The sequence below is a fragment of the Bradyrhizobium sp. SUTN9-2 genome (assembly GCF_003122645.1).
Lineage (GTDB): Bacteria > Pseudomonadota > Alphaproteobacteria > Rhizobiales > Xanthobacteraceae > Bradyrhizobium > Bradyrhizobium yuanmingense.
On the sequence record NZ_LAXE01000001.1, the window covers coordinates 7837913 to 7859866 of the forward strand.

Here is a 21954-nt window from a genome sequence, read left to right on the forward strand (position 1 = left end):
CAACCCGGGAACCGGAGTTTGGTGATTCGAGGTATCCGCCACGGCTGTGCCTGCTCTCTGTGACGCGGGTGTTACGGCGGGCTGATGCTACCCGCTCGCCGCGCCGACCTTGGCGAAGCGCCGCCGGATGCGCATCAGGAGCTGATCACAGACCTCGCGATAGGCAGCTAACTTCTGGTCGCGGCTGCCTTCGATGGTGGTGGGATCCTGCGTCGGCCAGTATTCGACCTCGGCCGCGAGCGTTCGCGTCAGCTCCAGCGCCTTGTGATGCGCCTCGGGCGAGAGCGTGATGATGAGGTCGAAATTCAGTCCCTCCCAATCCTCCAGCTCCTCGAAGGTCTGCGGCTTGTGGCCGGAGATGTCCTGGCCGAGCTCGCCCATCACGGCGACGGCGAAGGGATCGAGCTCTCCCTTCCTGGTGCCGGCCGACTTCACATAGAGCCCTTGCGGAAACATGTGCTGCAACAGGCTCTCGGCCATCGGCGAGCGCACGCTGTTCATCGCACAGGCGAACAGCACCGACTGAGGATCGCGTGCGCGTGGCGGATCCGCCATCGCGCTCAGCCCTTCCAGTGCAGGACAGTAATGAGCGTGAACAGCCGGCGCGAGGTCTCGAAGTCGACCCGCACCTTGCCTTTCAGCCGCTCCTGCAGCGTGCGCGATCCTTCGTCATGGATGCCGCGGCGGCCCATGTCGATGGCCTCGATCTTGTCGGGGGTCGCGGTGCGGATCGCCTGGTAATAGCTGTCGCAGATCATGAAATAGTCCTTCACGATCCGCCGGAACGGCGTCAGCGACAACAGATGCGCGACCACGGGCGTGCCGTCCTCGCGGCGGATGTCGAACATCAGCCGGTTGCCGGTGATGCCGATATGCAGCGTGAACGGGCCCTTGCCGTCCGCACCCTCGGGCGCAAACAGGTTCTGCTCGATCAGATCGTAGATCGCGATCGCCCGCTCGTGCTCGATGTCGGGCCCGGAACGGCCGATGGATTCCTCGTCCAGCGTGACGCCGACGATGCGATTGGTCGAGTCGTCCTGTGCGGGCGGCTTTGTCATGACAGATTGAGGCGCAATCCAATCGAGCGGGAATGGGCATCCAGCCCCTCCGCCTTGCCGAGCGTCATCGCGGCAGGTCCCAGCGCACGCAATTGGTCGGGCCCGCATTTCAGGATCGAGGTGCGCTTCATGAAGTCGTGCACCGAGAGGCCGGAGGAAAACCGCGCCGAGCGCGCCGTCGGCAGCACGTGATTGGAGCCGCCGACGTAATCGCCGATCGCTTCGGGCGTGTGCGGCCCGAGGAACACCGCGCCGGCATTGCGGATTTTCGCAGCGAGCGCGTCGGGATCGACGGTCATGATCTCGAGATGCTCGGCCGCGATGGCGTCCGCGAGCGGGATGGCCTCGCCCAGGTTCTTCACCAAGATGACGGCGCCGAAATCGGCCCAGGACGCGCTGGCGATCGCGGCGCGCGGCAGCGTCTTCAGCTGCGCCTCGACCGCCTTTTCGACGTCGGCGGCAAGGCGCGCCGAGTCCGTGATCAGGATCGACTGCGCGCTGGAATCGTGCTCGGCCTGCGCCAAGAGGTCAGCGGCGATCCAATCGGCGTTGCCGGTGTCGTCGGCAATGACGAGCACCTCCGAGGGGCCGGCGATCATGTCGATGCCGACCTTGCCGAACACCAGCCGTTTCGCGGCAGCGACATAGGCATTGCCCGGGCCGACAATCTTGGCGACCGGCGCGATGGTCGCGGTGCCATGCGCCAGCGCGGCCACCGCCTGCGCACCGCCGACACGGTAGATCTCGGTGACGCCGCCGAGATGGGCGGCCGCCAGGACCAGCGGATTGAGCTTGCCGTCCGGCGAGGGCACCACCATCACGAGGCGCGACACGCCGGCGACTTTCGCCGGCACGGCATTCATCAGCACCGAGGACGGATAGGCCGCCGTGCCGCCGGGGACGTAGAGGCCGGCGGATTCGATTGCGGTGTAGCGCCAGCCAAGCTCGACGCCGAGCGGATCGGTGAAGCGCTCGTCCTTCGGCAGCTGGCGGCGGTGATAGGTCTCGATACGGTCGCGCGCAAGCTCGAGCGCATCCAGCGTCGCAGGCTCGCAGGCCTTCACGGCGGCCTGGATCTCGGCGGCGGAGACGCGCAAGGAGGATGCGTCCAGCCTCAAGCGGTCGAACTTGGCCGTCGCCTCGAGCAGGGCGGCGTCGCCACGCTTGGCCACGTCGTCGACGATCGCGCGCGCGGCGGCCTCGACGTCGGCCGACGCCTCGCGCTTGGCGGCGAGGAAGGCTGCGAATCGCTGGTCGAAATCGGCGCTGCTGCGGTCGAGGCGAACGGGCATGTTTCGCTTGGCTTCCGGCTGGTCTTGAGGGGCGGATCGGCGCACCAGGTCCCCTGCTCAATGGCGCGGCGGGAAAGCTGCGTCAACCCTCGGCAGATGCCATCCCAGCCAGGGCCCATTCGGCTGGTATACGGCCTCTTCAGCCCTCCCCCTGGACTCCAGTGCCCAGCGTGTCGGCCCCGAGGTCGGTCAGCTCGCATTCCAGACACTCGACGTCCAGGCGGATGGCGCCGCCCTGGGCGAACAAAAGCAGGGCGCTGCCGCCGGGCTCCTCGGCTCGGCCGTCCCGGGGGTGAAATTCAATGCCGACGAGATCCAGGATCTTGTCCGGCGCGGCGAGGTCAATGTTGCGCGACTTGCAGGCGAGCACACGGTCGAAACGGAGCGCTGCGACCAGCCGGCGCGGCTCGGTCTCGCCCTCCAAGGTCTGCTCCCAGTCCAGCCGGCTCATTCCGACCACAAGCCGTTTCTCGCCCTGCCGCCAAATGATATCGGAAGCCTGGACGCGGGCGTCCTGGACATGGGTCGAGATCACGGCGAGGTCGTCGGCGTCGAGAGCGATCAGTTTGAGCTGGGGCGACATCGCCGCGCCTCTCCTTGAGTGGACGGGCTCAACGCGCACGAGCCCCGAAATTTCCACACACAAGTTAAGCCCTCGTCCGGCTCGCCGCTACGCGGCGAGCCACCCATTCCCACAACAAGGGAGGGTGAGAGTCGTGAAACCTCACTCCCTGAAGAACGCCAGGAGATCCGCGTTGATCGTCTCGGCATGCGTGGTCGGCATGCCGTGGGGGAATCCCTTGTAGGTCTTCAGGACGCCTTTCTTGAGCAGCTTGGCCGAGAGCGGCGCCGAGTCCGCGTATGGCACGATCTGGTCGTCGTCGCCATGCATCACCAGAACCGGCACGTTGATCTTCTTCAGATCCTCAGTGAAATCGGTTTGCGAGAACGCGACGATGCCGTCGTAATGCGCTTTCGCGCCACCCATCATGCCCTGGCGCCACCAGTTCTCGATCACCGCTTCCAGCGGTTTTGCGCCGGGGCGGTTGTAGCCGTAGAACGGGCCGGCGGCGATGTCGCGGTAGAAGGCCGAGCGGCCGGCGGCAAGCTGGGCCTGGAAATCGTCGAACACGCTCTTCGGCAGGCCGCCGGGATTGGCTGCGGTCTGCACCATCAGCGGCGGCACCGCCGAGAGGATCGCGGCCTTCGCGACGCGGCTCTCGCCGTGACGGGCGATGTAGTGCACGACCTCGCCGCCGCCGGTGGAATGGCCGACATGGAGGGCGTTCTTGAGGTCGAGATGCGCGGTGAGCGCGGCGAGATCGTCGGCATAATGATCCATGTCGTGGCCGTCGGCGACCTGCGCCGAGCGGCCGTGGCCGCGGCGGTCATGGGCGATGACGCGATAGCCGCGCGTGACGAAGTACATCATCTGCGCGTCCCAATCGTCCGAGGACAGCGGCCAGCCATGGCTGAACACGATCGGCTGGCCCGAGCCCCAGTCCTTGTAGAAGATCTCGACGCCGTCTTTGGTGGTGATGGTGGGCATGGTGGGGCTCCTTTTAATGAGAGACGTCATTCCGGGACGCGCGTCAGCGCGAACCCGGAATCTGGAGATTGATAAATCGGGATTCTCTGGTGCGCGATTGCGCACCAGAGTTTATCGCTGTGCGATGGCCGGAATGACGAGAGGGGCCAATCAGGCAAACGCCAGGGGCTTGTAGCGGCGCCAGGCGCCGATGGTCAGCACGACGAAGAACACCAGCACGATGCCCTGCACCACGGCGAAGACCGGCCCCGATGGCGGCGCCGGGGGCACGGCGGGCGCGAGCGCGGCAAGTGCGGGCACCTTGAGGAACGACTGGATCACCAGCACGAAGACGTTGAAATAGAGCGAGATCATCGCGGTGACGATGTAGACCGGGCGCCAGACGCCGCCGAGCTTCATGCCGTAGAGCGCGAAACAGGCAATCGCGAGCAGCACCAGCGAGATGATGCCGATGATGTGCGAGGGCAGCAGCTCCTTGAATGGAAACAGGAAACCAGTCGCGCTGGTGAGAATGGTGAACAGCAGGAAGATCGCAGTCAGGCCCGGCATCGACTTCGAGCCAAGCAGGCCGAACATCACGACAAGCCCGGCGACGATGGCAATCAGGCTGATGATGACATGGATCAGCGTAAGGGCGGGCAGGCTTAGGCCAAGCACCATGACATCTCTCCTACTCTCGGCGTTGAGGTGACGAGAATAGTATTACGGTCCTCATCGGATTACCACCTGCGTTGTCGTCACATGCATGAGCGCAGCCATGCGTCATCGTGCGAAATCGAAAAACGCATGGCTGAACTTTTTGCAGCGCTGTCACAAACGACGGCAGGCTTTCGACGAAAGTTGAATCGAACTCATACGTTCTTGGTATCGAAGATCAGGATGTCGGCACCGCCGCTGGCGAATTTCGGCACGTCGGCGCCGGTCGCCTTGCCTTCCGGGCTGGCAAAGGCGGCCTGAACGTCGGCCACGCTGTCGAAGGTGAGGATGGCGACGAGATGGATTCCGGAAGGGCCTGCGGGAGATGCGACCGGCCCTTTGCTGACGGCGTAGTTCTTCAGGCCGGGAAGTTTCTTGGCGAGTGGAATGTGCGTCTCGGCATAGTACTTGTCGAAGGCGGCAGCATCCTTGGGTGTCTTGTAGAGCACGACGACTTCAGCCATTTGGTCCTCCCGTTGAATCGTTGTTTTTTCCGCGCGCGATTTGCCTCGCGACGAGGGGATAGTCACGCATTGCGCAGCAAGATGACAAGCCGGATTTGGCTTGCCATTGCCTTGCCTTGTCCTTGACTAAAGCGCCGGTTTTGCGGCGTCGCCGAGATAGCCATGCAGGGAGGCAACGACCTGCGCGCCCTCGCCAATGGCGCCGCCGACGCGCTTGACCGAGCCGGAGCGGACGTCGCCGACGGCGTAGACGCCGGGCACGGAGGTCTCGAGCGGCGCCACCAGCTTGCCCTGGTTCTGCTCCGACTGCGCGCCCGTGACCACGAAGCCGCCGCGATCGAGCGTCACGCCGCAACCGTCGAGCCAGGACGTGGCGGGATCGGCGCCGACGAACAGGAAGAGATTGCGGATGTCGGCGGAATCCTCGTCATCCGAGAGCCGGCTCTTCCAGCGGATGCGCCGCAGCAGCGAGGCCTCGTCGCCCTCGAGCGCGGTGATCTCGGTGTTGAACATCAGTTCGATGTTCGGGGTCGCTTCGATGCGCTCGATGAGATAGCGCGACATGCTGGCGCCAAGGCCGCCGCCGCGGATGATCATCAACACGCGTTTGGCATGGCCCGACAGGAACACGGCCGCCTGGCCAGCCGAATTACCGGCGCCGACCAGAGCCACCTCCTCGCCGGCGCAGAGTCGCGCCTCCACGGGCGATGCCCAGTACCAGACGCCGCGGCCCTCGAACTTGTCGAGGTTGGCGATATGGGGACGGCGGTAGCGCGCGCCGCTGGCGACCACCACCGAACGGGAGCGCAAGGTCTCGCCGCAATCCAGCGCCAGCGCGAAGGTGCCGTTGGCGCGCGAGCAATCCAGCGAGCTCACCGACAGCGGAATCATGATGTCGGCGCCGAACTTCTGCGCCTGGGTGAAGGCGCGGCCCGCCAGCGCCTGGCCGGAGATGCCGGTCGGGAAGCCCAGATAGTTCTCGATGCGCGCACTGGCGCCGGCTTGGCCGCCGAAGGCGCGGGTGTCGACGACCGCGACCGAGAGACCTTCGGACGCAGCGTAGACCGCAGTCGCGAGCCCCGCCGGCCCGCAGCCGACGATGGCGACATCGTAGATACGGTCGTCCTTGGCCCCGCCGATCATGCCGATGGCGCGGCCGAGCTCGGTCTCGCTGGGATTGCGCAGCACCGTGCCGCCGGCCGTGACGACGAGCGGCCAATCCTCCGGCTTCGGCGAGTAGCGCGCGATCAGTTCGGCGGCGTCATGCTCGCTCTCGGGATCGAGCAGATGATGCGGCTGGCCATTGCGGGTGAGAAAGCCCTGCAGGCGCACCACGCCGGCGGAGTTCGAGGGGCCGATCAGCACGGGGCCGCCGATGCCGCCCTGGATCAGATTGACCCGGCGCAGGATCAGCGCGCGCATGATGCGCTCGCCAAGTTCGGCTTCGGCCACCAGCAGCGCGCGCAGCCGGTCCGGCGGGACGAGCAGCACCTCGACATTGCCTTCGGCGCGGCCGTCGACCAGCGCCGGCCTGCCCGAGAGCTGGCCAAGCTCGGCCAGGAATTGCCCCGGCCCCTGATCGATCACGGGCGTGACGTGGCCGAGACCATCGCGCTGGGTGATGGCGACGTGGCCCGCCAGCACCACGAACATGCCGGGCCCGGGCTTGCCGGTCTCGAACAGCAATTCGCCGTCCGCGTAGGTGCGGATTTCGCCGAAGTGCCTGATCCGTTCGATCTCGGCGGGCGTCAGCGCCGGAAAGGTCTGCTCGGGGCGCGTGAACCGCAACAGCTGCGCATCACGGTCGGTTCGTTGTGTTTCGTCCTGCCCCATGGCCACTGCATGCACTCCAAAATCTCCAGCCGCCGGCGTTCAACGAGAGGTCTTGCCGGCGGCCCCCTCATTTAGGGAACCATCGTCGTTCTGCGAGGGGTCGGTGCTTGCGGCGCGTTCGCGCGCCTGCAACTTCCGCCGCTTCAGGTTTTCGCGCAGCGCCGATTTCAGCCGGTCGTCCCGGGACGCCCTCGCCTGCCTCGCGCTCTTGTCAGTCTCGTCGCCCATCGCGGCTCCATCACAGCAACCGGCCACAGGATGCCATCGAAGTGTGGCAGCTCAAGAGGGTGAGGCGATAGGACCCTTGCGAAACGCGAGATGGATCGAATCCGGCTCCCCGGCCAACTGACCAGTTGGGCAGGGATATCAGACCCCGAATCGGCATGAAGGCGGTCAGTCCGCACGAAAACGGGCATTTTGGCGCCGATATCGGCCCGATTTTCTCGTTTTGGCGGGGCTAGCAAGCTTGCGCAGGAGGGGGGCTTGTGGCAGATATCGGCCCGCTTGGTAGGCCCCTCGGGCGGCCGATTCTTTGTCCCAGCACATGCTGCCGTAGCTCAGTGGTAGAGCACTCCATTGGTAATGGAGAGGTCGACAGTTCAATCCTGTCTGGCAGCACCAGCTTTCCTCACCGACGCGAGCCGTGTTGAACCAAGCCTTGTTGAACCAAGCCTTGTGCCTGGCCAGCGCGCCCGCAACACCCATGGATGCGATCGTGATCACACGCTCCCTGCCCTATGAAGGACTGCTCCACGAGATCGTCGAGCATAATGGCGTGCTCTATCTCGGCGGCATCGTCCCTGAAGATGCCGGGCTCGACATGGCCGGCCAGGCCGAGGATGTGCTGCGCCAGTTGAAGACCCTGCTCGAGGGGGCCGGCTCCGATCTGTCCTGCGTTCTGCAGGTGACGATCTTCGTGGCCGACCTCACTGAGAAGGCCGCGTTCAACCAGGTGTGGAAGCGCTATTTCACCGCGGAGCATCTGCCGGCGCGGGCCGCGATCGGCGTTGCGGATCTCGGCCCGGGCGTCAAGCTGGAGCTGACGGCGATCGCCGCGCGCCGCTGATCCTCACGGGCGAGAAGAGCAAGCTCGGTCGTTTCGTCAGTCTTCCACACATGGCTTGGCATTCTCGCGGCCCGAAACGCCCGAGTTTTGCTCGTTTCCTTGTCCCTCTTCTATGAAGAGGGCGCAGGGAAGGCCGGGTGCCGGCTGGCACCCACGGTCCGCTGTGCGACAGCACACGCAGAAAACTGCACAGCGGCATACAGGTGAAGCCCAACACACGGCCTTCCCTGCGCAGTGGTTTGACGGCTTATGCCTGCTCTCCCCGGAGCCGAGTTCCTTCTGGCCTCCGTCACCTCGCGAATTGACGATGCCTCAAGGCCCGGTTGAGCCCAGATGCATCTCCGCAAGGCTTGACCGTAGCAACGACGGTCAGGACCACACGGTTTTGCCGTACGCAGCTTCCGGCTCCGCCAAGAGGCTTCGCCGGATGTTGGCGCCGTCCGTTCCGCACGCTGTGAGACCTCACGAGGTTCATCTCGCCCTGGTCCCGCCCTGCGTGCCCGACGCAGCCGCGTCCACCGCACCCTGGCCCTCGTTCGTGACGACGTACGATCGCCCCTCTCCCTGGGCCGGGATGAGCGATGGATACTGCAATTCCGAATTTCGGTAAAGTGGAATATATTTGCGGGAAGGGATTGACGGGGGCTGCGCGGGAGAGGCGGTGTTTTGCCCGACGGGCCAGAAGCGTTGCGATCGGTGTCCTTCCGGTTGCGCCTCTTCGAAAGGTTGCGGCCACACGGCACGTTGACCCCTCATTTCATGGTGCTAGTCTTTTCGCTCGCGACCTGTCCGGGAGGACACGATGGGATGGTTCGACCGCCTGTTTGGAAGGATGTCGGAGCCGACGATTCCTCTTCTTGCGAGATTTCGGCGGAAATCAAAAGCACCGACCGATCCTGATCTTTTGAAAATCGCCAAGGACCGGAAGGGACATGTTTCCCGCAGAGCCGTCAGGGACGAGTATAATCGGCTGGTCCTGGAGAAGTACGCGCACGACAAGTCGTGATGCGGGTCGAGGATCTCAGTAGCCCGTAGGATGGGTAGAGCGAAGCGAAACCCATCTGCTCCTTGTCGAGCCACGAAACATGATGGGTTTCGCAAGGGCTCTACCCATCCTACGCACTGCGCACCATCAATGGTCGCCATTCATTTGCAGTGCTGCGAAGCGGTCGTCCGAACGGCGCAACCGCCGGCATAGCTCGCGATTGATGTTCTGCAGGACGATCACGTAGGCGTGGATGTCGGCCTTGTAGCAGGCATAGAGCTTTTGGGCCGTCAGCTCGTACAGCACGGTCGGCGCCTCCGCGATAACAGTGGCGGAGCGGTTCTGCATTTCGATCAGCGTCATCTCGCCGAAGAAATCGCCAGGCTCCAAACGCGATATCGGGATGACCCTGCCCGCATGCGTGCGTTTGCTCACCGCCAGCCGGCCGGACTTGACGATGAACATCGAACGTCCCGGCTCGCCCTCGGCCACAACGGTCGCGTCGGCCTCGAAGCGGCGCTCGACTAGCATCGAGATCAAGAGGTCGAGGCCTGCCTCCGAAAGCCCGCCGAAGAACGGCGTCGCCAGCAGGAACGCTTTCAGATCGGGGGACGTGACGAGCATTGCGCGAGGTTACGCCCGGTCGAAGGCTGCGGCAAGCTAAGCGGTGCAGCCAGGTTCCGTCATTGCGAGCGTAGCGAAGCAATCCAGGAATGTGTCCGCGGAAACAGTCTGGATTGCTTCGTCGCAAGGGCTCCTCGCAATGACGCGGCGAGAGATTTCACCTCTCGACTCTGGACCACTGCCGCGCGCAGCGAAACCCATCAGACTCGTGCGGTGGCGAAGATGATGGGTTTCGCAAGTGCTCTATCCATCCTACGGGCCGCACAGTGCGAGCTATTTGGGCCGGCGCCCCGTGATCGCGTGCGCGCGCGCAGTGCAGGTGATGCGACCGTCCGCATGCGCCGGCAGGCCCGCACGCACCCGCGCTATGAGCGTCTCGACGTCCGCGGGCCTCATGGCGGCAACGGAAGGCCGGAGCGCGGGGGACTTCAGACTGATGGCCCAGAAATCATCGAAACCTGAGAACGTCCGTTGCACCGTAATCTCTCGCGTTTGCACGTCCTCGAGACCTGCTCCTCGCCACAGGTCCCGCAACGCTTCCATGCGAGAGGCGTCCATCCGCGGCGGGCGCGTTGCCGGAATGCCCATCGCCTTCATCTCGTCGTAGATCGGGGCGAGCGGAAAGCCGCCGCCCAACATGTCCCACATATACGTCATGACCGCACCGCCGGGGACAACGACCCGCACCATTTCGCTGACGCCCCTGGCGGGATCCGGAACGAATACGAGAACCAACGCCATCACGGCCGCGTCGAAGCTGGCGTCGGCGAAAGGAAGTGCCATCGCATCGCCCTGGTGAAACTTTGCCACGCGCGCCGTAGGTCGTGTGCGCGCAAAAGCAAGCTGCTCGGCCGAGGGGTCAATGCCCTGGACCTCGGCGGGGTTGCAGCGCTCGACCAGGAGTTCAGTGAAGGCGCCGTTGCCGCAACCGATGTCGATCCACCGCAAGCCTGCAGGAGGTGCCAGCCAATCAAGGAATATCTCGCCTGCGAACCGGCTCCAGATTCCCATCATCTGCTCGTAGGCGGCACCGTCGTCGAAGCGAATGGTCTGCTCTGCCATGTCGAGATCCTCCCGGCCCGATGACGATGCTTGGCGCGCGCCATTCTGCGCACAAGAGATGGGACTGGGGAAGTCCCCAGGTTATCGCAGATGACTCGTACCAGCGGCCAGCGCGCACGCCTCGTCCTTCGAGACGGCGCTGACGCGCCTCCTCAGGATGAGGCTAATCAGCATCAGTGCTCGTTGAAATTTGCTGCCGCGCACTCCACCCTCATCCTGAGGAGCCCGCCCAAAGCGGGCGTCTCGAAGGATGGCCGCGGGGAAAACTCCCAAATGCGATAGCCCCCTGGGGAAGTCCTGGAGCTGACCAGATCCGCCGGATTATTGCCGTGCGACATTCTCCCCGCGCGGCGCCTGTCGCTTCCGCCACACCTGCAGGTCAATCATGACTTTCACGGCCGCCGCGAGGACGAGCGCACAGAGTGCCACCTTGGAGATCGTCTCCATCGTCCCCTCGATCAGCAGGCAATGGACCACGCTACCTGCGACGATGACGATGGCGAGGGGAATATGGATGATGCGCCAGGTTCGCGGCCGCAATCCCAACCGCCTTCGCAGCAGAGCCAGGAACGCAACCGCGAAGATGGCCCACATCGCGATCACGCCGAAGGGAGAGAACGGCGTCGGCGATGAGAAGGTCAGTGCGTCCACCATGTCGGGCGGGCTGGTGATCCAGAGGCCGGCGACGTGGATCAGAATCGCGAGAGCAAGCGCGCCGCCGATCCAGTGATGGGCGCGCCTGCCGCGATAGGCCGACAATCGCGGCAGGTAGCCGCCGATCAGCAAGGGCTGCACGAGCACGAGACCGAGGGCGATGATCCCGGCGAAGCCGGCGATAATGTAGACAGGATCGCGCCATGCCAGCTGCTCGCTGGCCGCAGCAAGCGCAACCGGCACGCCGATCGCCAAGCCAAGGGCGCCCCAGATCAGGGGCGCCCGGGCCGATCTCCATCGCGTCATCTGCAAGTCGGGTTCAAGCCGGCTGCAGCACGAAGTGCGCCTCCAGGCTGGTCTCCTTGGCGCTCCGCATCACCGGCCGCAGGAAGACGGTCTTGAACTCGCCGCTGTCATAGGCGAGGTGGCCGTGCGGCTGGCCGAAGATCGGAATGATCTGCGGCATCTCCAGCCGGAACCTGCCGTCCTTGTCGGTGAGCGTTGCGCCGTGGCTCTGCGGCTCGTGCTCCCGCCCTTCGACGGTGTGCGCCCAGATCTGGATGCGCTGCCCGGCCAGCGGAGCCCCGTCGCCGGCGCGGCGCACGGTGCCGCTCATCCAGAAACCGCCCTTGCCGATCCGCTCCACGATCGCCGCGCCCTTGCGGTAATTGTTCGCGCCGCCCGACATCGACTCGGTCGGTGCGAGGCCGCTCGCACGGGCGGGCAGCAGGACGCCGGAAGCGCCGGTTGCCAGAAGGCCCGTTGCGAGGACGGAGCCGCCGGCAGCGAGGAGGTTGCGGCGGGTGAAGACGACCGTGGTCATGTCAGTTCCTCCTGGCAGCAGCGCAGCTGCTTCCCGCAAGCTACAATACCAGGTGTAAAACGCCCAGTTGGCGCGAGGGGCGCGAGGGCCTGCAATAACAGTGTTGTGAACGGCCGTCTTCGCGGCGTGCATCTCTCAGATGAGCTGACAAGAGGGGCCCGCAAGTGCTCTACCTATTCGGCGCGCTGCCACTACATGTGTGTCCTGCAAGCGCGCACCGTCACGCGGCCCCTCCACACCGGCAGCCCTCCCATGATCCCCTTCTCCGTGCTCGACCTCGCCCCCATCTGCCAGGGCGGCGACGCGTCGCAGGCGTTCCGCAATTCGCTCGATCTGGCCCGGCATGTCGAGACGTGGGGCTTCAAGCGGTTCTGGCTGGCCGAGCATCACAACATGACGGGCATCGCGAGCGCGGCGACGTCGGTAGTGATCGGCCACATCGCGGGCGGAACGAAAACGATCCGCGTCGGCTCCGGCGGGATCATGCTGCCGAACCACTCGCCGCTCGTCATCGCCGAGCAGTTCGGCACGCTGGAATCGCTCCATCCCGGGCGGATCGATCTCGGGCTCGGCCGGGCGCCGGGCACCGACCAGTTCACCGCGCGGGCGCTGCGGCGCGACCTCGCCACCACGTCCGAGAACTTTCCGCATGACGTGCTGGAGCTGCAGGCGCTGCTCGGCGACGTGCAGCCGAACCAGGCGATCCGCGCCGTGCCCGGCATGGGGACCAAGGTGCCGCTGTGGATCTTGGGATCGAGCACCTTTGGCGCGCAGCTGGCGGCAATGCTCGGCCTGCCCTTCGCGTTCGCCTCGCATTTCGCGCCGCAGATGATGATGCCGGCGCTGCGCGAATATCGCGCCCGCTTCGAGCCCTCGGCGCAGCTCGACAAGCCCTATGCGATGATCGGCGTCAACGTGTTCGCGGCCGACAGCGATGAAGAGGCACAGCGGATGTTCTCCTCGCTGCAGCAGCAATTCATCAACCTGCGCCGCGGCACGCCGGGGCCGCTGCCGCCGCCGGTGGAGGACATGGACGCGTTGTGGTCGCCGGCCGAGAAGGCCGGCGTTGCGCAAGCGCTGTCGTGCTCAGCGGTCGGGTCGCCCGATGTGGTCGAAGCGAAGCTGAAGGCGCTGATCACTGAAACCGGCGCGGACGAATTGATGACGACGGGGCAGATCTACGACCACACGGCACGGCTGCGCTCGTTCGAGATCGCCGCGGAGGTGCGGGATAGGCTCGCGAAGCAGCCGGTGGGGTGAGGCGCAATCGCGCCCCGAGCGAGCTGCTCAGTCCAATCCTCTCATGCCCTAATCCGCAAAGCCGAACAGCTTGGCCGGATTGCGCACCAGGATCTTCTCCAGCTCCGCCTGGTCGGGCGCGTAACGGTACATCAGCTCTAACAGATCGGCATCGTTCGGTGGCTGCTTCACCGAGACCGGATGCGGCCAGTCGCTGGCCCAGACGCAGCGATCGGGAGCGGCCTCGATATAGGCGCGCGCGATCGGGATCACGTCGTCGTAAGGCGCGCCGGCCTTCGAGGTCTTCTCGCCGAGCGAGAGCATCACCCAGAAATTGCCCTTGGCGAGCAGCTCCAGCATCTTGCGCAGATTCGGATCGTTCCTGCCGGCGTCGGGGTCGGGGCGCGCCATGTGGTCGATCAGCACGGGCACGTCGAGATCTTCGTATTTGGCGACGCTCGACATGATGCCGTCCTTCTCGGGCTGGATCTTGACGTACCAGCCGAGCTCGCGGATGCGGGCGATGGCGCGGGCGAAATCGGTGTCCGACAGCACGGCGCCGAGCTCCTGGCGGAAGCTGAAGCGCGCGCCGCGCACGCCGGCATCATGCAGTTTTGCGAGATAGGCGTCGCTGGCTTCCGCGAACACCAGCGCATTGGCGCAGCCGCGATAGTTCGGGCCCATCGCGGCAAGGCCGTCGAGCACGACGGCATGGTCGGCGCCGTAGGTCGTGGTCTGCACGATGATGCCGCGCTCGATGCCGAGCGTCTTGTGCATGCGCAGCGCCGCTTCCCAGGTCGCGCTCGGCATTCGATAGGCGGCGCCGGGACGCTCCGGATACTTCTCGATCGGCCCCAGCACGTGGAACTGGCTGTCGATGGTCTTCGGCGGCGGCGCCTTGATCGGGCGGCGCGGATTGGGGTCGAACGGCAGATAGGTCGGCATGGAAGCGCTCCCTCAGTCGATCACGGCGGTGAAGTCGCATTGCACCAGCGCGCCGCCGTCCATGTTGTCCATCGGCAGCGCGTGACGTGCGGGGCGTGAATGCTCGTCCGGAAACATCTTGAGCCATTCGACATTGACAGGGCCGCGCTGCGTGCGGTCCTTCAGCCACACCGTCATCTTGATGATGTCGGAGGTCGAGCCGCCGGCGGCCTCCACCGTCGCCTTCATATGCGCGAACATGTTGGCGCATTGGGCATCCAGGCTTTCGGGCATCGCATTGGTCGCGGGATCGCGGCCGAGGATGACGCCGGACATCACGAGATTGCCGATGCGGCAGGCGTTCGGAATCGGGTTGACGTGCTTGAAGCCGCCGATGTGGATGCTCCTGCGCCGCGTTTGACCACTCATGGTGCGCTCCCTGCTTGTTATTGCTTCAGACGAACTGGCACGACACCGAGCCGAAGGCACCGTAATCGGCATGGAAAGTGTCGCCGCGGCGGATGTCGACGGGACGCGTGAACGATCCCGCCAGCACGACCTCGCCGGCTTTGAGATGCTCGTCATGCGGTGCGAGGCGGTTGGCGAGCCAGGCGATGCCGTTGGCGGGGTGATTGAGCACGCCGGCGGCAAGGCCGGTTTCCTCGACCTCGCCGTTGCAGAACAGCAATGCGCCGATCCAGCGCAGGTCCGCATCCATCGGGCGGATCGGCCGGCCGCCGAGCACCAGCGCGGCATTGGCCGCGTTGTCCGAGATCGTGTCCATCACCTTGCGGGTCCTGCCCGTCTCGGGGTCGACGCGGTGCATGCGCGTCTCCAGAATCTCCAGCGCAGGCGTGACGTAGTCGGTGGCGTTGAGCACGTCGAAAATGGTGCAATCCGGTCCGCGCAGCGGCGCCTTCAGCACGAACGCGAGCTCGACCTCGATGCGCGGCGCATGGAAGCAGTCGAACGGAACAGGCGTGGCATCGGCGTAGAACATGTCGGCGAACAGCACGCCGTAATCGGGCTCGTTGATGCCGACCGCGTTCTGCATCGCCTTCGAGGTCAAGCCGATTTTGTGGCCCTTGATGATTCGGCCGCGGCCGAGCTGGAGTTTCGTCCAGGCGCGCTGGACCGCGTAGGCATCCTCGATGCTGAACTCCGGATATTCTTTCGTGAACATCGGGATCAGCGTCTTGGTGCGCTCGGCTTCATCGAGACGTGCGGCGAGGCGTTCGATCGTGGCGGAATCCAGCATCGTTTACTGCTCCGCCGCCACGGTGTTGCGCAGCACGCCGATGCGGCTGGACTCGACCTCGACGACGTCGCCGTCCCTAAGCCAGCGTGGCGGGTCGAACCGGGCACCCGCGCCGGTCGGTGTGCCCGTCACGATCATGTCGCCAGGCTTGAGGGTCGCGAAGGTCGAGAGATAGGAAATCAGGAAATCGAACGGGAACATCAGCCGTTCCGTCGTGTCCTGCTGCCGCACCTCGCCGTTGACGCGCGTAGTGATGTCGTGAGGCCCGCGCGGGTCGAGCTCGTCAGACGTCACGATCCACGGGCCGATGCTGCCGGAGCGATCAAAATTCTTGCCCTGCGTGACGTTGAACTTGCCGTGGCGCAGCCAATCGCGGATCGTGCCCTCGTTGCACAGTGTCATGCCGAAGATGTGCGACCACGCTTTTTCGCGCGGAATGTGGCGGCCGCCCTGCCCGACCACGATGACGAGCTCGCCTTCATAGTCGAGCTGGTCCGAAACCTTCGGCTTCTCGATCGGCTGGCCGGAGCCCGTCATCGAGGACATGCTGCGCACGAACAGGCTGGGATATTTGGGCAGGTCGGAATTGTCTTTATACTCCGCATTGCGCTCGGCGTAATTGACGCCGATGCACCAGAGCTTCTCCGGCGCCAGCACCGGCGGCAACAGGACGAGCTTGTCCAGCGCATGATCCGGCTTTTGCCCCGCGACGGCCTCCTGCGCTTCGGCGAGTGCGTTGGCCGCGATCAGCGCCTTGACGTCCGAATAGTCGCGGCCGATGCGCCTGGTCAGATCGACCACGCCGCCGTCCACGGCCGCGCCGTAGCGCGCCTCGCCGTCCAGCAGATAGCTCAGCAGTCGCATTGTATGTCCTCCGATGATCTTGGGGCGGCGGCCGGCGATGAGGCCCGCACGCTCAGTCTTTCGACTTGGGAGTCTGGAACACGCTGCCCAGCGTCACGATCTCGCCGAGGCGGGCGTAGCGCGGCCCGCCGATGCGCGCGATCGGGTCGAGCGCCCTGGTCTCGACCTTGCCGTCGTTGACGAGACCGTCGCGCAAATGGAACAGCACGACCTCGCCGACGATGAGCCGGCTCTTGGCGTCACCGAATTCGAGGCACTGCCGGAATCGGCACTCCATCGCGACCGGCGCGGCGGCAAGCCGCGGCACCTTGATGCGCTCGCTCGCGAGCGTCTCCAGGCCGAGATGCTCGACCTCGCTGATTTCAGGCGGATGCTCGACCGATGAGTCGTGCACGGCATTCATCAGCGGCGTATCCGCGATGTGGATCACATATTCCTCGGTATCGAGGATGTTGTGCGCGGTGTCCTTGTAGTCGGCGCCCTTGCGGCCCACGCTGATGGCGAGCATCGGCGGCTTCTGCGAGACGAAGGTGAAGGCGCTGAACGGAGCGAGATTGAGCACGCCCGTAGCTGACAAGCTCGTCACCCAGGCGATCGGGCGCGGCACCACGATGCCGGTCATCAGGCGGTAGATGCGCTCGGCGCCAAGCTCGGTCGGATCGATCCGCATCGATCAGTCCGCCCTGATATTGGCCTTGCGCACCACCGGAATCCACTTGGCGTCCTCGCGCTCGAGATAGGCCCTGAATTCGGCCGGCGTCATCGGCGTGGCTTCGCCGCCGAGCTTTTCGAACTTGTCGACCACGGCGGGGTCTTTGAGAATCGCGACCAGCGTCTCGTGCAGCTTCTCGACGATGGGCGCAGGCGTGCCAGCGGGCGCGAACAGGCCGGTGAAGGTCTGGCCGTCGAAGTCCTTGTAGCCGAGCTCGGCGAAGGTCGGCACGTCGGGCAGCGATTTCAATCGATGCGGTGAGGTGACGGCGAGCGCGCGGAACAGGCCGGCCTTGATGTGCTGGAGGCTGACCGTGAGCTGGTCGAAGGCGAACTGCACCTGACCGCCCAGGAGATCGTTGATGGCCGGCGCATTGCCGCGATAATGCGCCGTGACCCATTGCAGGCCGAGATTCGACTGCATCAGCTCGCTGAGCAGATGGTTGGTGGTGCCGGGACCGGGCGAGGCCATGGTCAGCTTGCCGGGCTCGCGCTTGGCGAGGTCGAGAAACTCCTTGAGCGTGGTCGCCTGCACCGAGGGATGAACCTCGAGCACCAGCGGCGTCATCGAGATCGTCGAGATCGGGAGAAAGTCCTTCTTCCAATTGTAGGCGTCGCGCTTGTTGATCTCGGTCGCGAACAGCACCGGGCCGTTGGCGCCGACGAACAGCGTGTAGCCGTCGGGCGCCGATTTCGCGAAGGCTTCGCCCGCGATCATGCCGCCGGCGCCGGCCTTGTTCTCGATGACGAAGGGTTGGCCGAGCTTTTCCTGGAGCTTGTCGGCGACGATGCGCGCGGCGCTGTCGACATTGCCGCCGGCGGGATAGGGCACGATCAGCTTGACGTTGCGCGCCGGCCATTGCTGGCCGGAGGCGGGTCCCGCCAACATTGCGGCTGCTGCAGCGATGGCAATCCAGATTAATCTCATGTTAACCTCCCGGCGGCGCTTCCAATTCCATATCGGGCGCAGACTTTCGTGCATGGCATCCCGATCGGAGCGCAATCTCCAGATGCGCGCTTGCCCTGTCGAGCGAATTGTGGCGTTCTTGTCCATATTATGGACAAACGACGCGCAACGAAATCCACCCGCAGCGCCGTGGAGCCGCGACATGGCGCGCAGGCGATCCGGCGCGCGCTCGCGGTGCTGCGCATCCTGGCCGCAGGGCGCGAGGACGGTGTGCCATTGGCCGAGGTGGTCCGCACGACCGGGCTCACCCGCCCCACCGTGCATCGCATCGTCCACGTGCTGATCGAGGAAGGCATCGTCGAGCGGCACGGCCGGAGCGGCCGCTACGCGATCGGCAACCAGGTACCGGAACTGGCGCTGGCGCGTCCGCGGCCATCGCGGCTCTTGGTCGCCGCAAATCCGTCGCTGCAGCGCGCGTCCGCCGCGATCGGCGACACGCTGTTCCTGACGGTGCGCACCGGCAACGACACGCTCTGCGTCGATCGCCGGATCGGCGTCTACCCGATCCAGGTGCTGTCGATCGAGGTCGGCGCGCGCCGGCCGCTCGGCGTCTCCAGCGCCGGCGTTGCCATTCTCGCCGCAATGCCGGCGCAGGAGGCGCGAAAGATCGTCGCGGCGAACGAGAAGCGGTTCGAGGCCTACCGGACCGACGTCGCGACCGTGCTCGGCGAGGTCACCGCCGCCAGGCGGCTGGGATATGGCATGAGAGAGATCGGACTGGTGCAGGGGACAAAATCGATCTCGACCTGGATCAAGACGCCGGACGGGCAACCGGCTGCAGCGATGACGGTCTCCGCCGTTCGCACGAGGCTCGGGCCAAGGCGCGAGCAGGAGGTCGCGGAGATCCTGCTGCAGGAGGCGCGGACCATCGAGCAGGCGATCGGGGGGTGAAGCGCGGACGGCGCCTCTTCGCCTCTCCCGCTTGCGGGGAGAGGCCGGAAATTTGCGCAGCAAATTCCGGGTGAGGGGGAGCCTCCGCGAGTCCAGCTGCCACCATCTTCGTGGAGAGAGCCCCTCACCCCAACCCTCTCCCCGTAAGAACGGGGCGAGGGAGCGCACCGCCGGCGCGGCTGGAGCTCGCTTCAAACCCAGCGCTGTCAATGGGCTGACGTACCGCTCCGTTTTGTGGCACAACGGCCGCCATCGCCGACCGATCAACGAGGCCACGCATGCCCGCGCCGAAACCGCCTGCCTTCGAGACCCTGAGCCTGCATGCGGGCCAGCATCCGGATCCCACGACCGGCGCCCGGGCGGTGCCGATCTACCAGACCACGTCCTACGTGTTCCAGGATTCCGATCACGCCGCCGCGCTGTTCAATCTGGAGCGCGCCGGCCACATCTATACGCGCATCTCCAATCCGACCACCGGCGTGCTGGAGGAGCGGCTTGCGGCGCTGGAAGGCGGCGTCGGCGCGATCTGCACGGCGAGCGGCCAGGCGGCGCTGCACCTCGCCATCGCCACGCTGCTCAATGCCGGCGACCACATCGTGGCGTCGAGCTCGCTCTACGGCGGCACCATCAACCTCTTGGCGCACACGCTGCCCCGCTTCGGCATCACCACGACGTTTGTGAAACCACGCGATCTCGACGCATTCCGCGCGGCGATCAAACCGAACACGAAGCTCGTGATCGGCGAGACCATCGGCAACCCCGGCCTCGAGGTGCTCGACATCCCGAAGGTTGCGGCGATCGCGCATGAGGCCAAGATTCCGCTTCTGATCGACAACACCTTCGCCACGCCCTATCTCAGCCGTCCGATCGAGCTCGGCGCCGACATCGTGATGCATTCGGCGACCAAATGGATCGGCGGCCACGGCATCGCGATCGGCGGCGCCATCGTCGACGGCGGCCGCTTCGACTGGCGCTCCTCCGGCAAGTTCGGCGTGCTGACCGAGCCCTATGGCGGCTATCACGGCATCGTCTTCGACGAGCAGTTCGGCACCGCCGCTTTCATCATGCGCGCCCGCACGGAAGGCCTGCGCGATTTCGGCGCCTGCCTGTCGCCGACCAACGCGTTTCAGCTGCTCCAGGGCGTCGAGACGCTCGGCGTGCGCATGGACCGGCATATGCAGAACACGCATCTGGTGCTGGAGGCGCTGAAGTCCAACAAGGCCGTGGACTGGGTGCTGCACCCGTCGCTCGAGGATCATACGGACTACCAGCTTGCCAAGACGCTGCTGCCGCGCGGTGCCGGCTCGATCGTCTCCTTCGGCATCAAGGGCGGCCGGCCTGCCGGACGCAAGTTCATCGAGAGCTTACGCATGATCAGCCATCTCGCCAATGTCGGCGACGCCAAGACGCTGGTGATCCATCCGGCCTCGACCACGCATCAGCAGATGGATGCCGAGCAGCTCAAGGCGGCCGGCATCGGCGAAGAGCTGGTGCGGCTCTCGGTCGGCATCGAGACCGCAAGCGACATCATCGACGACCTCAACCAAGCGCTGCGCATCTCGCAAAAGGCCTGACACCATGAAGCTCTCCGTCAACGGCACCGATGTGTTTGTCGCAACCGGCGGCCGCGACTTCGACAAGTCCCTGCCCGCGGTCGTCTTCATCCACGGCGCCGGCTTCGACCATTCGACCTGGGCGTTGCATACGCGCTGGCTCGCCCATCACGGCTTTGCCGTGCTGGCGCCCGACCTGCCCGGCCACGGCCGCTCTACTGGGCCTTCGCTCGGCAGCATCGCCGAGATGGCCGACTGGACGGCGGCGCTGCTCGATGCGGCGGGCGCCGCAAAGGCGCATCTGATCGGTCACTCCATGGGCTCGCTGATCTCGCTGGAGACCGCCGCGCGACATCCCGACAAGGTGTCAGCGCTGAGCCTGATCGGCACCGCCGCGACCATGACGGTGGGTCCGGATCTGTTGAAAGCCGCCGAAGCCAACTCGCAGGATGCCAACGACATGGTCTCGATCTGGGGCCTCGGCTTCAACGCGGAGCTCGGCGGCAGCCTGGCGCCGGGCCTGTGGATGCATGGCGGCGCGCAGGCGGTGCTCAGGGCATGCGAGCCGGGCGTGCTGTTCAGGGATCTGTCGGCCTGCAACTCCTATACGAATGCGCTTGCCGCTGCGGCGACCGTGAAGGTGCCGACGACGCTCATCCTCGGCGAGCGGGACTTGATGACGCCGGCGAAGGCCGGCAAGGCGCTCGCCGCGGCGATCCCGCATGCAAAGACCGTCGTGGTGCCCGGCGCCGGCCACATGATCATGGCCGAGCGGCCGGACGAGCTGCTGGCGGCGCTGAGGAACTAAAGTTGTCTACGTATGATCTTTCCGGAAAACCGCTTCGCACTTTTCCGGATCATGCTTTAGGCGGATCAATCTTCCGTCTTGCGCGTTGCGGTCAGACATCCCTCTCACTCAAGAAGGGAACTGGACCATGCCGAGACAGGAAGTCATTCGCAAAGCCAGGCAAGACAAGCGCGCCGGCAAGTCGGCCAGCACGCAGGCCGGCGAATTCGTCAAGGACGAGATCGACAGGATCCGGAAAGGCAAGCACGGCGCACGCTCGACCAAGCAGGCCATCGCGATCGGCCTCTCCGAAGCGCGTCGCGCCGGTGTCGATCTGCCGCCGCCGCGCAAAGGGCGCACCAAGAAGGCGACGCGCCGCAGCGCCAAATATGCCTATGAGGTCGGCCAGGGCAAGCGCACGCCGAAGCGGAGGCCGAAAGTATCGCGCGCTGTCGAGCGTGTTCTCAAGAAGGAACCGCGCTCGACCGCGTCGCGCAGTGCGCTGTCGAAACAGGCCAAAGAAGCCGCAAGCCGCCGACCCGCAGCATCCCGTTCAGCCGCCGCGCGCAAGGCAAGCCACACCAAGGGTGCCAAGGTCCGCTCCGCCGCCGGCAAGAAGGCGGCACGCACCCGCGCGCGCCGCCGGAGTTGATC

26 protein-coding genes and 1 tRNA gene are annotated in these 21954 nt (G+C 65.5%); 8 read left to right on the forward strand and 19 right to left on the reverse strand.

Features of this window, described 5'->3' with window-relative positions; all coding sequences use genetic code 11:
• Window positions 1–87: 87 nt before the first annotated feature.
• The 9 genes from XF30_RS36380 to XF30_RS36420 form a co-directional block, all read right to left on the reverse strand.
• A complete protein-coding gene (locus tag XF30_RS36380; protein WP_109145380.1) occupies window positions 88–555 on the reverse strand; it encodes an arsenate-mycothiol transferase ArsC in 468 nt (155 codons plus the stop codon).
• A gap of 5 nt (window positions 556–560) precedes the next feature.
• Window positions 561–1058: a UPF0262 family protein gene (locus XF30_RS36385; RefSeq protein ID WP_025032375.1), complete on the reverse strand. Its 498-nt coding sequence runs from the start codon at window positions 1056–1058 to the stop codon at window positions 561–563.
• Complete coding sequence (hisD, locus tag XF30_RS36390) at window positions 1055–2350, reverse strand: histidinol dehydrogenase (protein WP_109145381.1); 1296 nt, start codon at window positions 2348–2350, stop codon at window positions 1055–1057. The genes XF30_RS36385 and hisD overlap by 4 nt, the downstream gene beginning before the upstream one ends.
• Window positions 2351–2489: 139 nt before the next feature.
• On the reverse strand, window positions 2490–2933 hold the full coding sequence (locus XF30_RS36395) for a DUF2948 family protein (RefSeq protein ID WP_036014359.1): 444 nt from the start codon (window positions 2931–2933) through the stop codon (window positions 2490–2492).
• 141 nt (window positions 2934–3074) lie between these two features.
• Window positions 3075–3899, reverse strand: a complete 825-nt coding sequence (locus XF30_RS36400; RefSeq protein WP_036026985.1) for an alpha/beta fold hydrolase — start codon at window positions 3897–3899, stop codon at window positions 3075–3077.
• Window positions 3900–4049: 150 nt separating this feature from the next.
• The gene (locus XF30_RS36405; protein ID WP_036014365.1) at window positions 4050–4559 is read right to left on the reverse strand and encodes a hypothetical protein; all 510 of its coding nucleotides are present in this window, start codon (window positions 4557–4559) and stop codon (window positions 4050–4052) included.
• 191 nt (window positions 4560–4750) lie between these two features.
• A complete protein-coding gene (locus tag XF30_RS36410) occupies window positions 4751–5059 on the reverse strand; it encodes an EthD family reductase (RefSeq protein ID WP_036014366.1) in 309 nt (102 codons plus the stop codon).
• Between the two features lie 126 nt (window positions 5060–5185).
• Window positions 5186–6892: an FAD-dependent oxidoreductase gene (locus XF30_RS36415; protein WP_109145382.1), complete on the reverse strand. Its 1707-nt coding sequence runs from the start codon at window positions 6890–6892 to the stop codon at window positions 5186–5188.
• A 39-nt stretch (window positions 6893–6931) separates the two neighbouring features.
• A complete protein-coding gene (locus XF30_RS36420; protein WP_036039820.1) occupies window positions 6932–7120 on the reverse strand; it encodes a hypothetical protein in 189 nt (62 codons plus the stop codon).
• Window positions 7121–7438: 318 nt separating this feature from the next.
• Between XF30_RS36420 and XF30_RS36425 the strand changes: the two genes are divergently transcribed.
• The 3 genes from XF30_RS36425 (at window position 7439) to XF30_RS37940 (ending at window position 8964) form a co-directional block, all read left to right on the forward strand.
• A tRNA-Thr gene (locus tag XF30_RS36425) sits at window positions 7439–7513 on the forward strand.
• A 94-nt stretch (window positions 7514–7607) separates the two neighbouring features.
• On the forward strand, window positions 7608–7958 hold the full coding sequence (locus tag XF30_RS36430; RefSeq protein ID WP_085969234.1) for a RidA family protein: 351 nt from the start codon (window positions 7608–7610) through the stop codon (window positions 7956–7958).
• A gap of 802 nt (window positions 7959–8760) precedes the next feature.
• Entirely contained in the window at window positions 8761–8964 is a 204-nt protein-coding gene (locus XF30_RS37940) for a hypothetical protein (RefSeq protein WP_036026980.1), read from the forward strand.
• A 126-nt stretch (window positions 8965–9090) separates the two neighbouring features.
• On the opposite strand, the gene XF30_RS36440 is transcribed toward XF30_RS37940, so the two are convergent.
• The 4 genes from XF30_RS36440 to XF30_RS36455 form a co-directional block, all read right to left on the reverse strand.
• Entirely contained in the window at window positions 9091–9567 is a 477-nt protein-coding gene (locus XF30_RS36440; protein WP_036014373.1) for a cyclic nucleotide-binding domain-containing protein, read from the reverse strand.
• 273 nt (window positions 9568–9840) lie between these two features.
• On the reverse strand, window positions 9841–10629 hold the full coding sequence (locus XF30_RS36445; RefSeq protein WP_109145383.1) for a class I SAM-dependent methyltransferase: 789 nt from the start codon (window positions 10627–10629) through the stop codon (window positions 9841–9843).
• A gap of 321 nt (window positions 10630–10950) precedes the next feature.
• On the reverse strand, window positions 10951–11589 hold the full coding sequence (locus XF30_RS36450) for a ferric reductase-like transmembrane domain-containing protein (RefSeq protein WP_109145384.1): 639 nt from the start codon (window positions 11587–11589) through the stop codon (window positions 10951–10953).
• A gap of 13 nt (window positions 11590–11602) precedes the next feature.
• Complete coding sequence (locus XF30_RS36455; protein WP_036014379.1) at window positions 11603–12106, reverse strand: peptidase associated/transthyretin-like domain-containing protein; 504 nt, start codon at window positions 12104–12106, stop codon at window positions 11603–11605.
• A 252-nt stretch (window positions 12107–12358) separates the two neighbouring features.
• Between XF30_RS36455 and XF30_RS36460 the strand changes: the two genes are divergently transcribed.
• Window positions 12359–13366, forward strand: a complete 1008-nt coding sequence (locus XF30_RS36460) for an LLM class flavin-dependent oxidoreductase (RefSeq protein WP_109145385.1) — start codon at window positions 12359–12361, stop codon at window positions 13364–13366.
• 48 nt (window positions 13367–13414) lie between these two features.
• On the opposite strand, the gene XF30_RS36465 is transcribed toward XF30_RS36460, so the two are convergent.
• Genes XF30_RS36465 through XF30_RS36490 form a run of 6 tightly spaced genes read right to left on the reverse strand, consistent with a single transcriptional unit; the run spans window position 13415 to window position 18030 of the window.
• Window positions 13415–14290: an amidohydrolase family protein gene (locus XF30_RS36465; protein ID WP_109145386.1), complete on the reverse strand. Its 876-nt coding sequence runs from the start codon at window positions 14288–14290 to the stop codon at window positions 13415–13417.
• Window positions 14291–14302: 12 nt separating this feature from the next.
• Entirely contained in the window at window positions 14303–14698 is a 396-nt protein-coding gene (locus tag XF30_RS36470) for a RidA family protein (protein WP_109145387.1), read from the reverse strand.
• A 25-nt stretch (window positions 14699–14723) separates the two neighbouring features.
• The gene (gene hpaH / locus XF30_RS36475; RefSeq protein WP_109145388.1) at window positions 14724–15527 is read right to left on the reverse strand and encodes a 2-oxo-hept-4-ene-1,7-dioate hydratase; all 804 of its coding nucleotides are present in this window, start codon (window positions 15525–15527) and stop codon (window positions 14724–14726) included.
• A 3-nt stretch (window positions 15528–15530) separates the two neighbouring features.
• Window positions 15531–16391 (reverse strand): fumarylacetoacetate hydrolase family protein, encoded by an 861-nt coding sequence (locus XF30_RS36480; protein ID WP_036026966.1) that lies wholly within the window; start codon window positions 16389–16391, stop codon window positions 15531–15533.
• A 52-nt stretch (window positions 16392–16443) separates the two neighbouring features.
• Entirely contained in the window at window positions 16444–17061 is a 618-nt protein-coding gene (locus tag XF30_RS36485; protein ID WP_036026965.1) for a flavin reductase family protein, read from the reverse strand.
• A 3-nt stretch (window positions 17062–17064) separates the two neighbouring features.
• On the reverse strand, window positions 17065–18030 hold the full coding sequence (locus XF30_RS36490; protein ID WP_036014388.1) for a Bug family tripartite tricarboxylate transporter substrate binding protein: 966 nt from the start codon (window positions 18028–18030) through the stop codon (window positions 17065–17067).
• Between the two features lie 129 nt (window positions 18031–18159).
• Between XF30_RS36490 and XF30_RS36495 the strand changes: the two genes are divergently transcribed.
• From XF30_RS36495 to XF30_RS36510, 4 genes are all read left to right on the forward strand, one after another.
• Window positions 18160–18960: an IclR family transcriptional regulator gene (locus tag XF30_RS36495; RefSeq protein WP_109145389.1), complete on the forward strand. Its 801-nt coding sequence runs from the start codon at window positions 18160–18162 to the stop codon at window positions 18958–18960.
• A gap of 278 nt (window positions 18961–19238) precedes the next feature.
• On the forward strand, window positions 19239–20534 hold the full coding sequence (locus XF30_RS36500; RefSeq protein WP_036014390.1) for an O-acetylhomoserine aminocarboxypropyltransferase: 1296 nt from the start codon (window positions 19239–19241) through the stop codon (window positions 20532–20534).
• A 4-nt stretch (window positions 20535–20538) separates the two neighbouring features.
• Window positions 20539–21321, forward strand: a complete 783-nt coding sequence (locus XF30_RS36505) for an alpha/beta fold hydrolase (protein WP_109145390.1) — start codon at window positions 20539–20541, stop codon at window positions 21319–21321.
• Between the two features lie 127 nt (window positions 21322–21448).
• Window positions 21449–21952 carry a DUF6496 domain-containing protein gene (locus XF30_RS36510; RefSeq protein ID WP_109145391.1) on the forward strand — a complete coding sequence of 168 codons (504 nt, stop codon included), beginning with the start codon at window positions 21449–21451 and terminating at the stop codon, window positions 21950–21952.
• Window positions 21953–21954 lie beyond the last annotated feature (2 nt).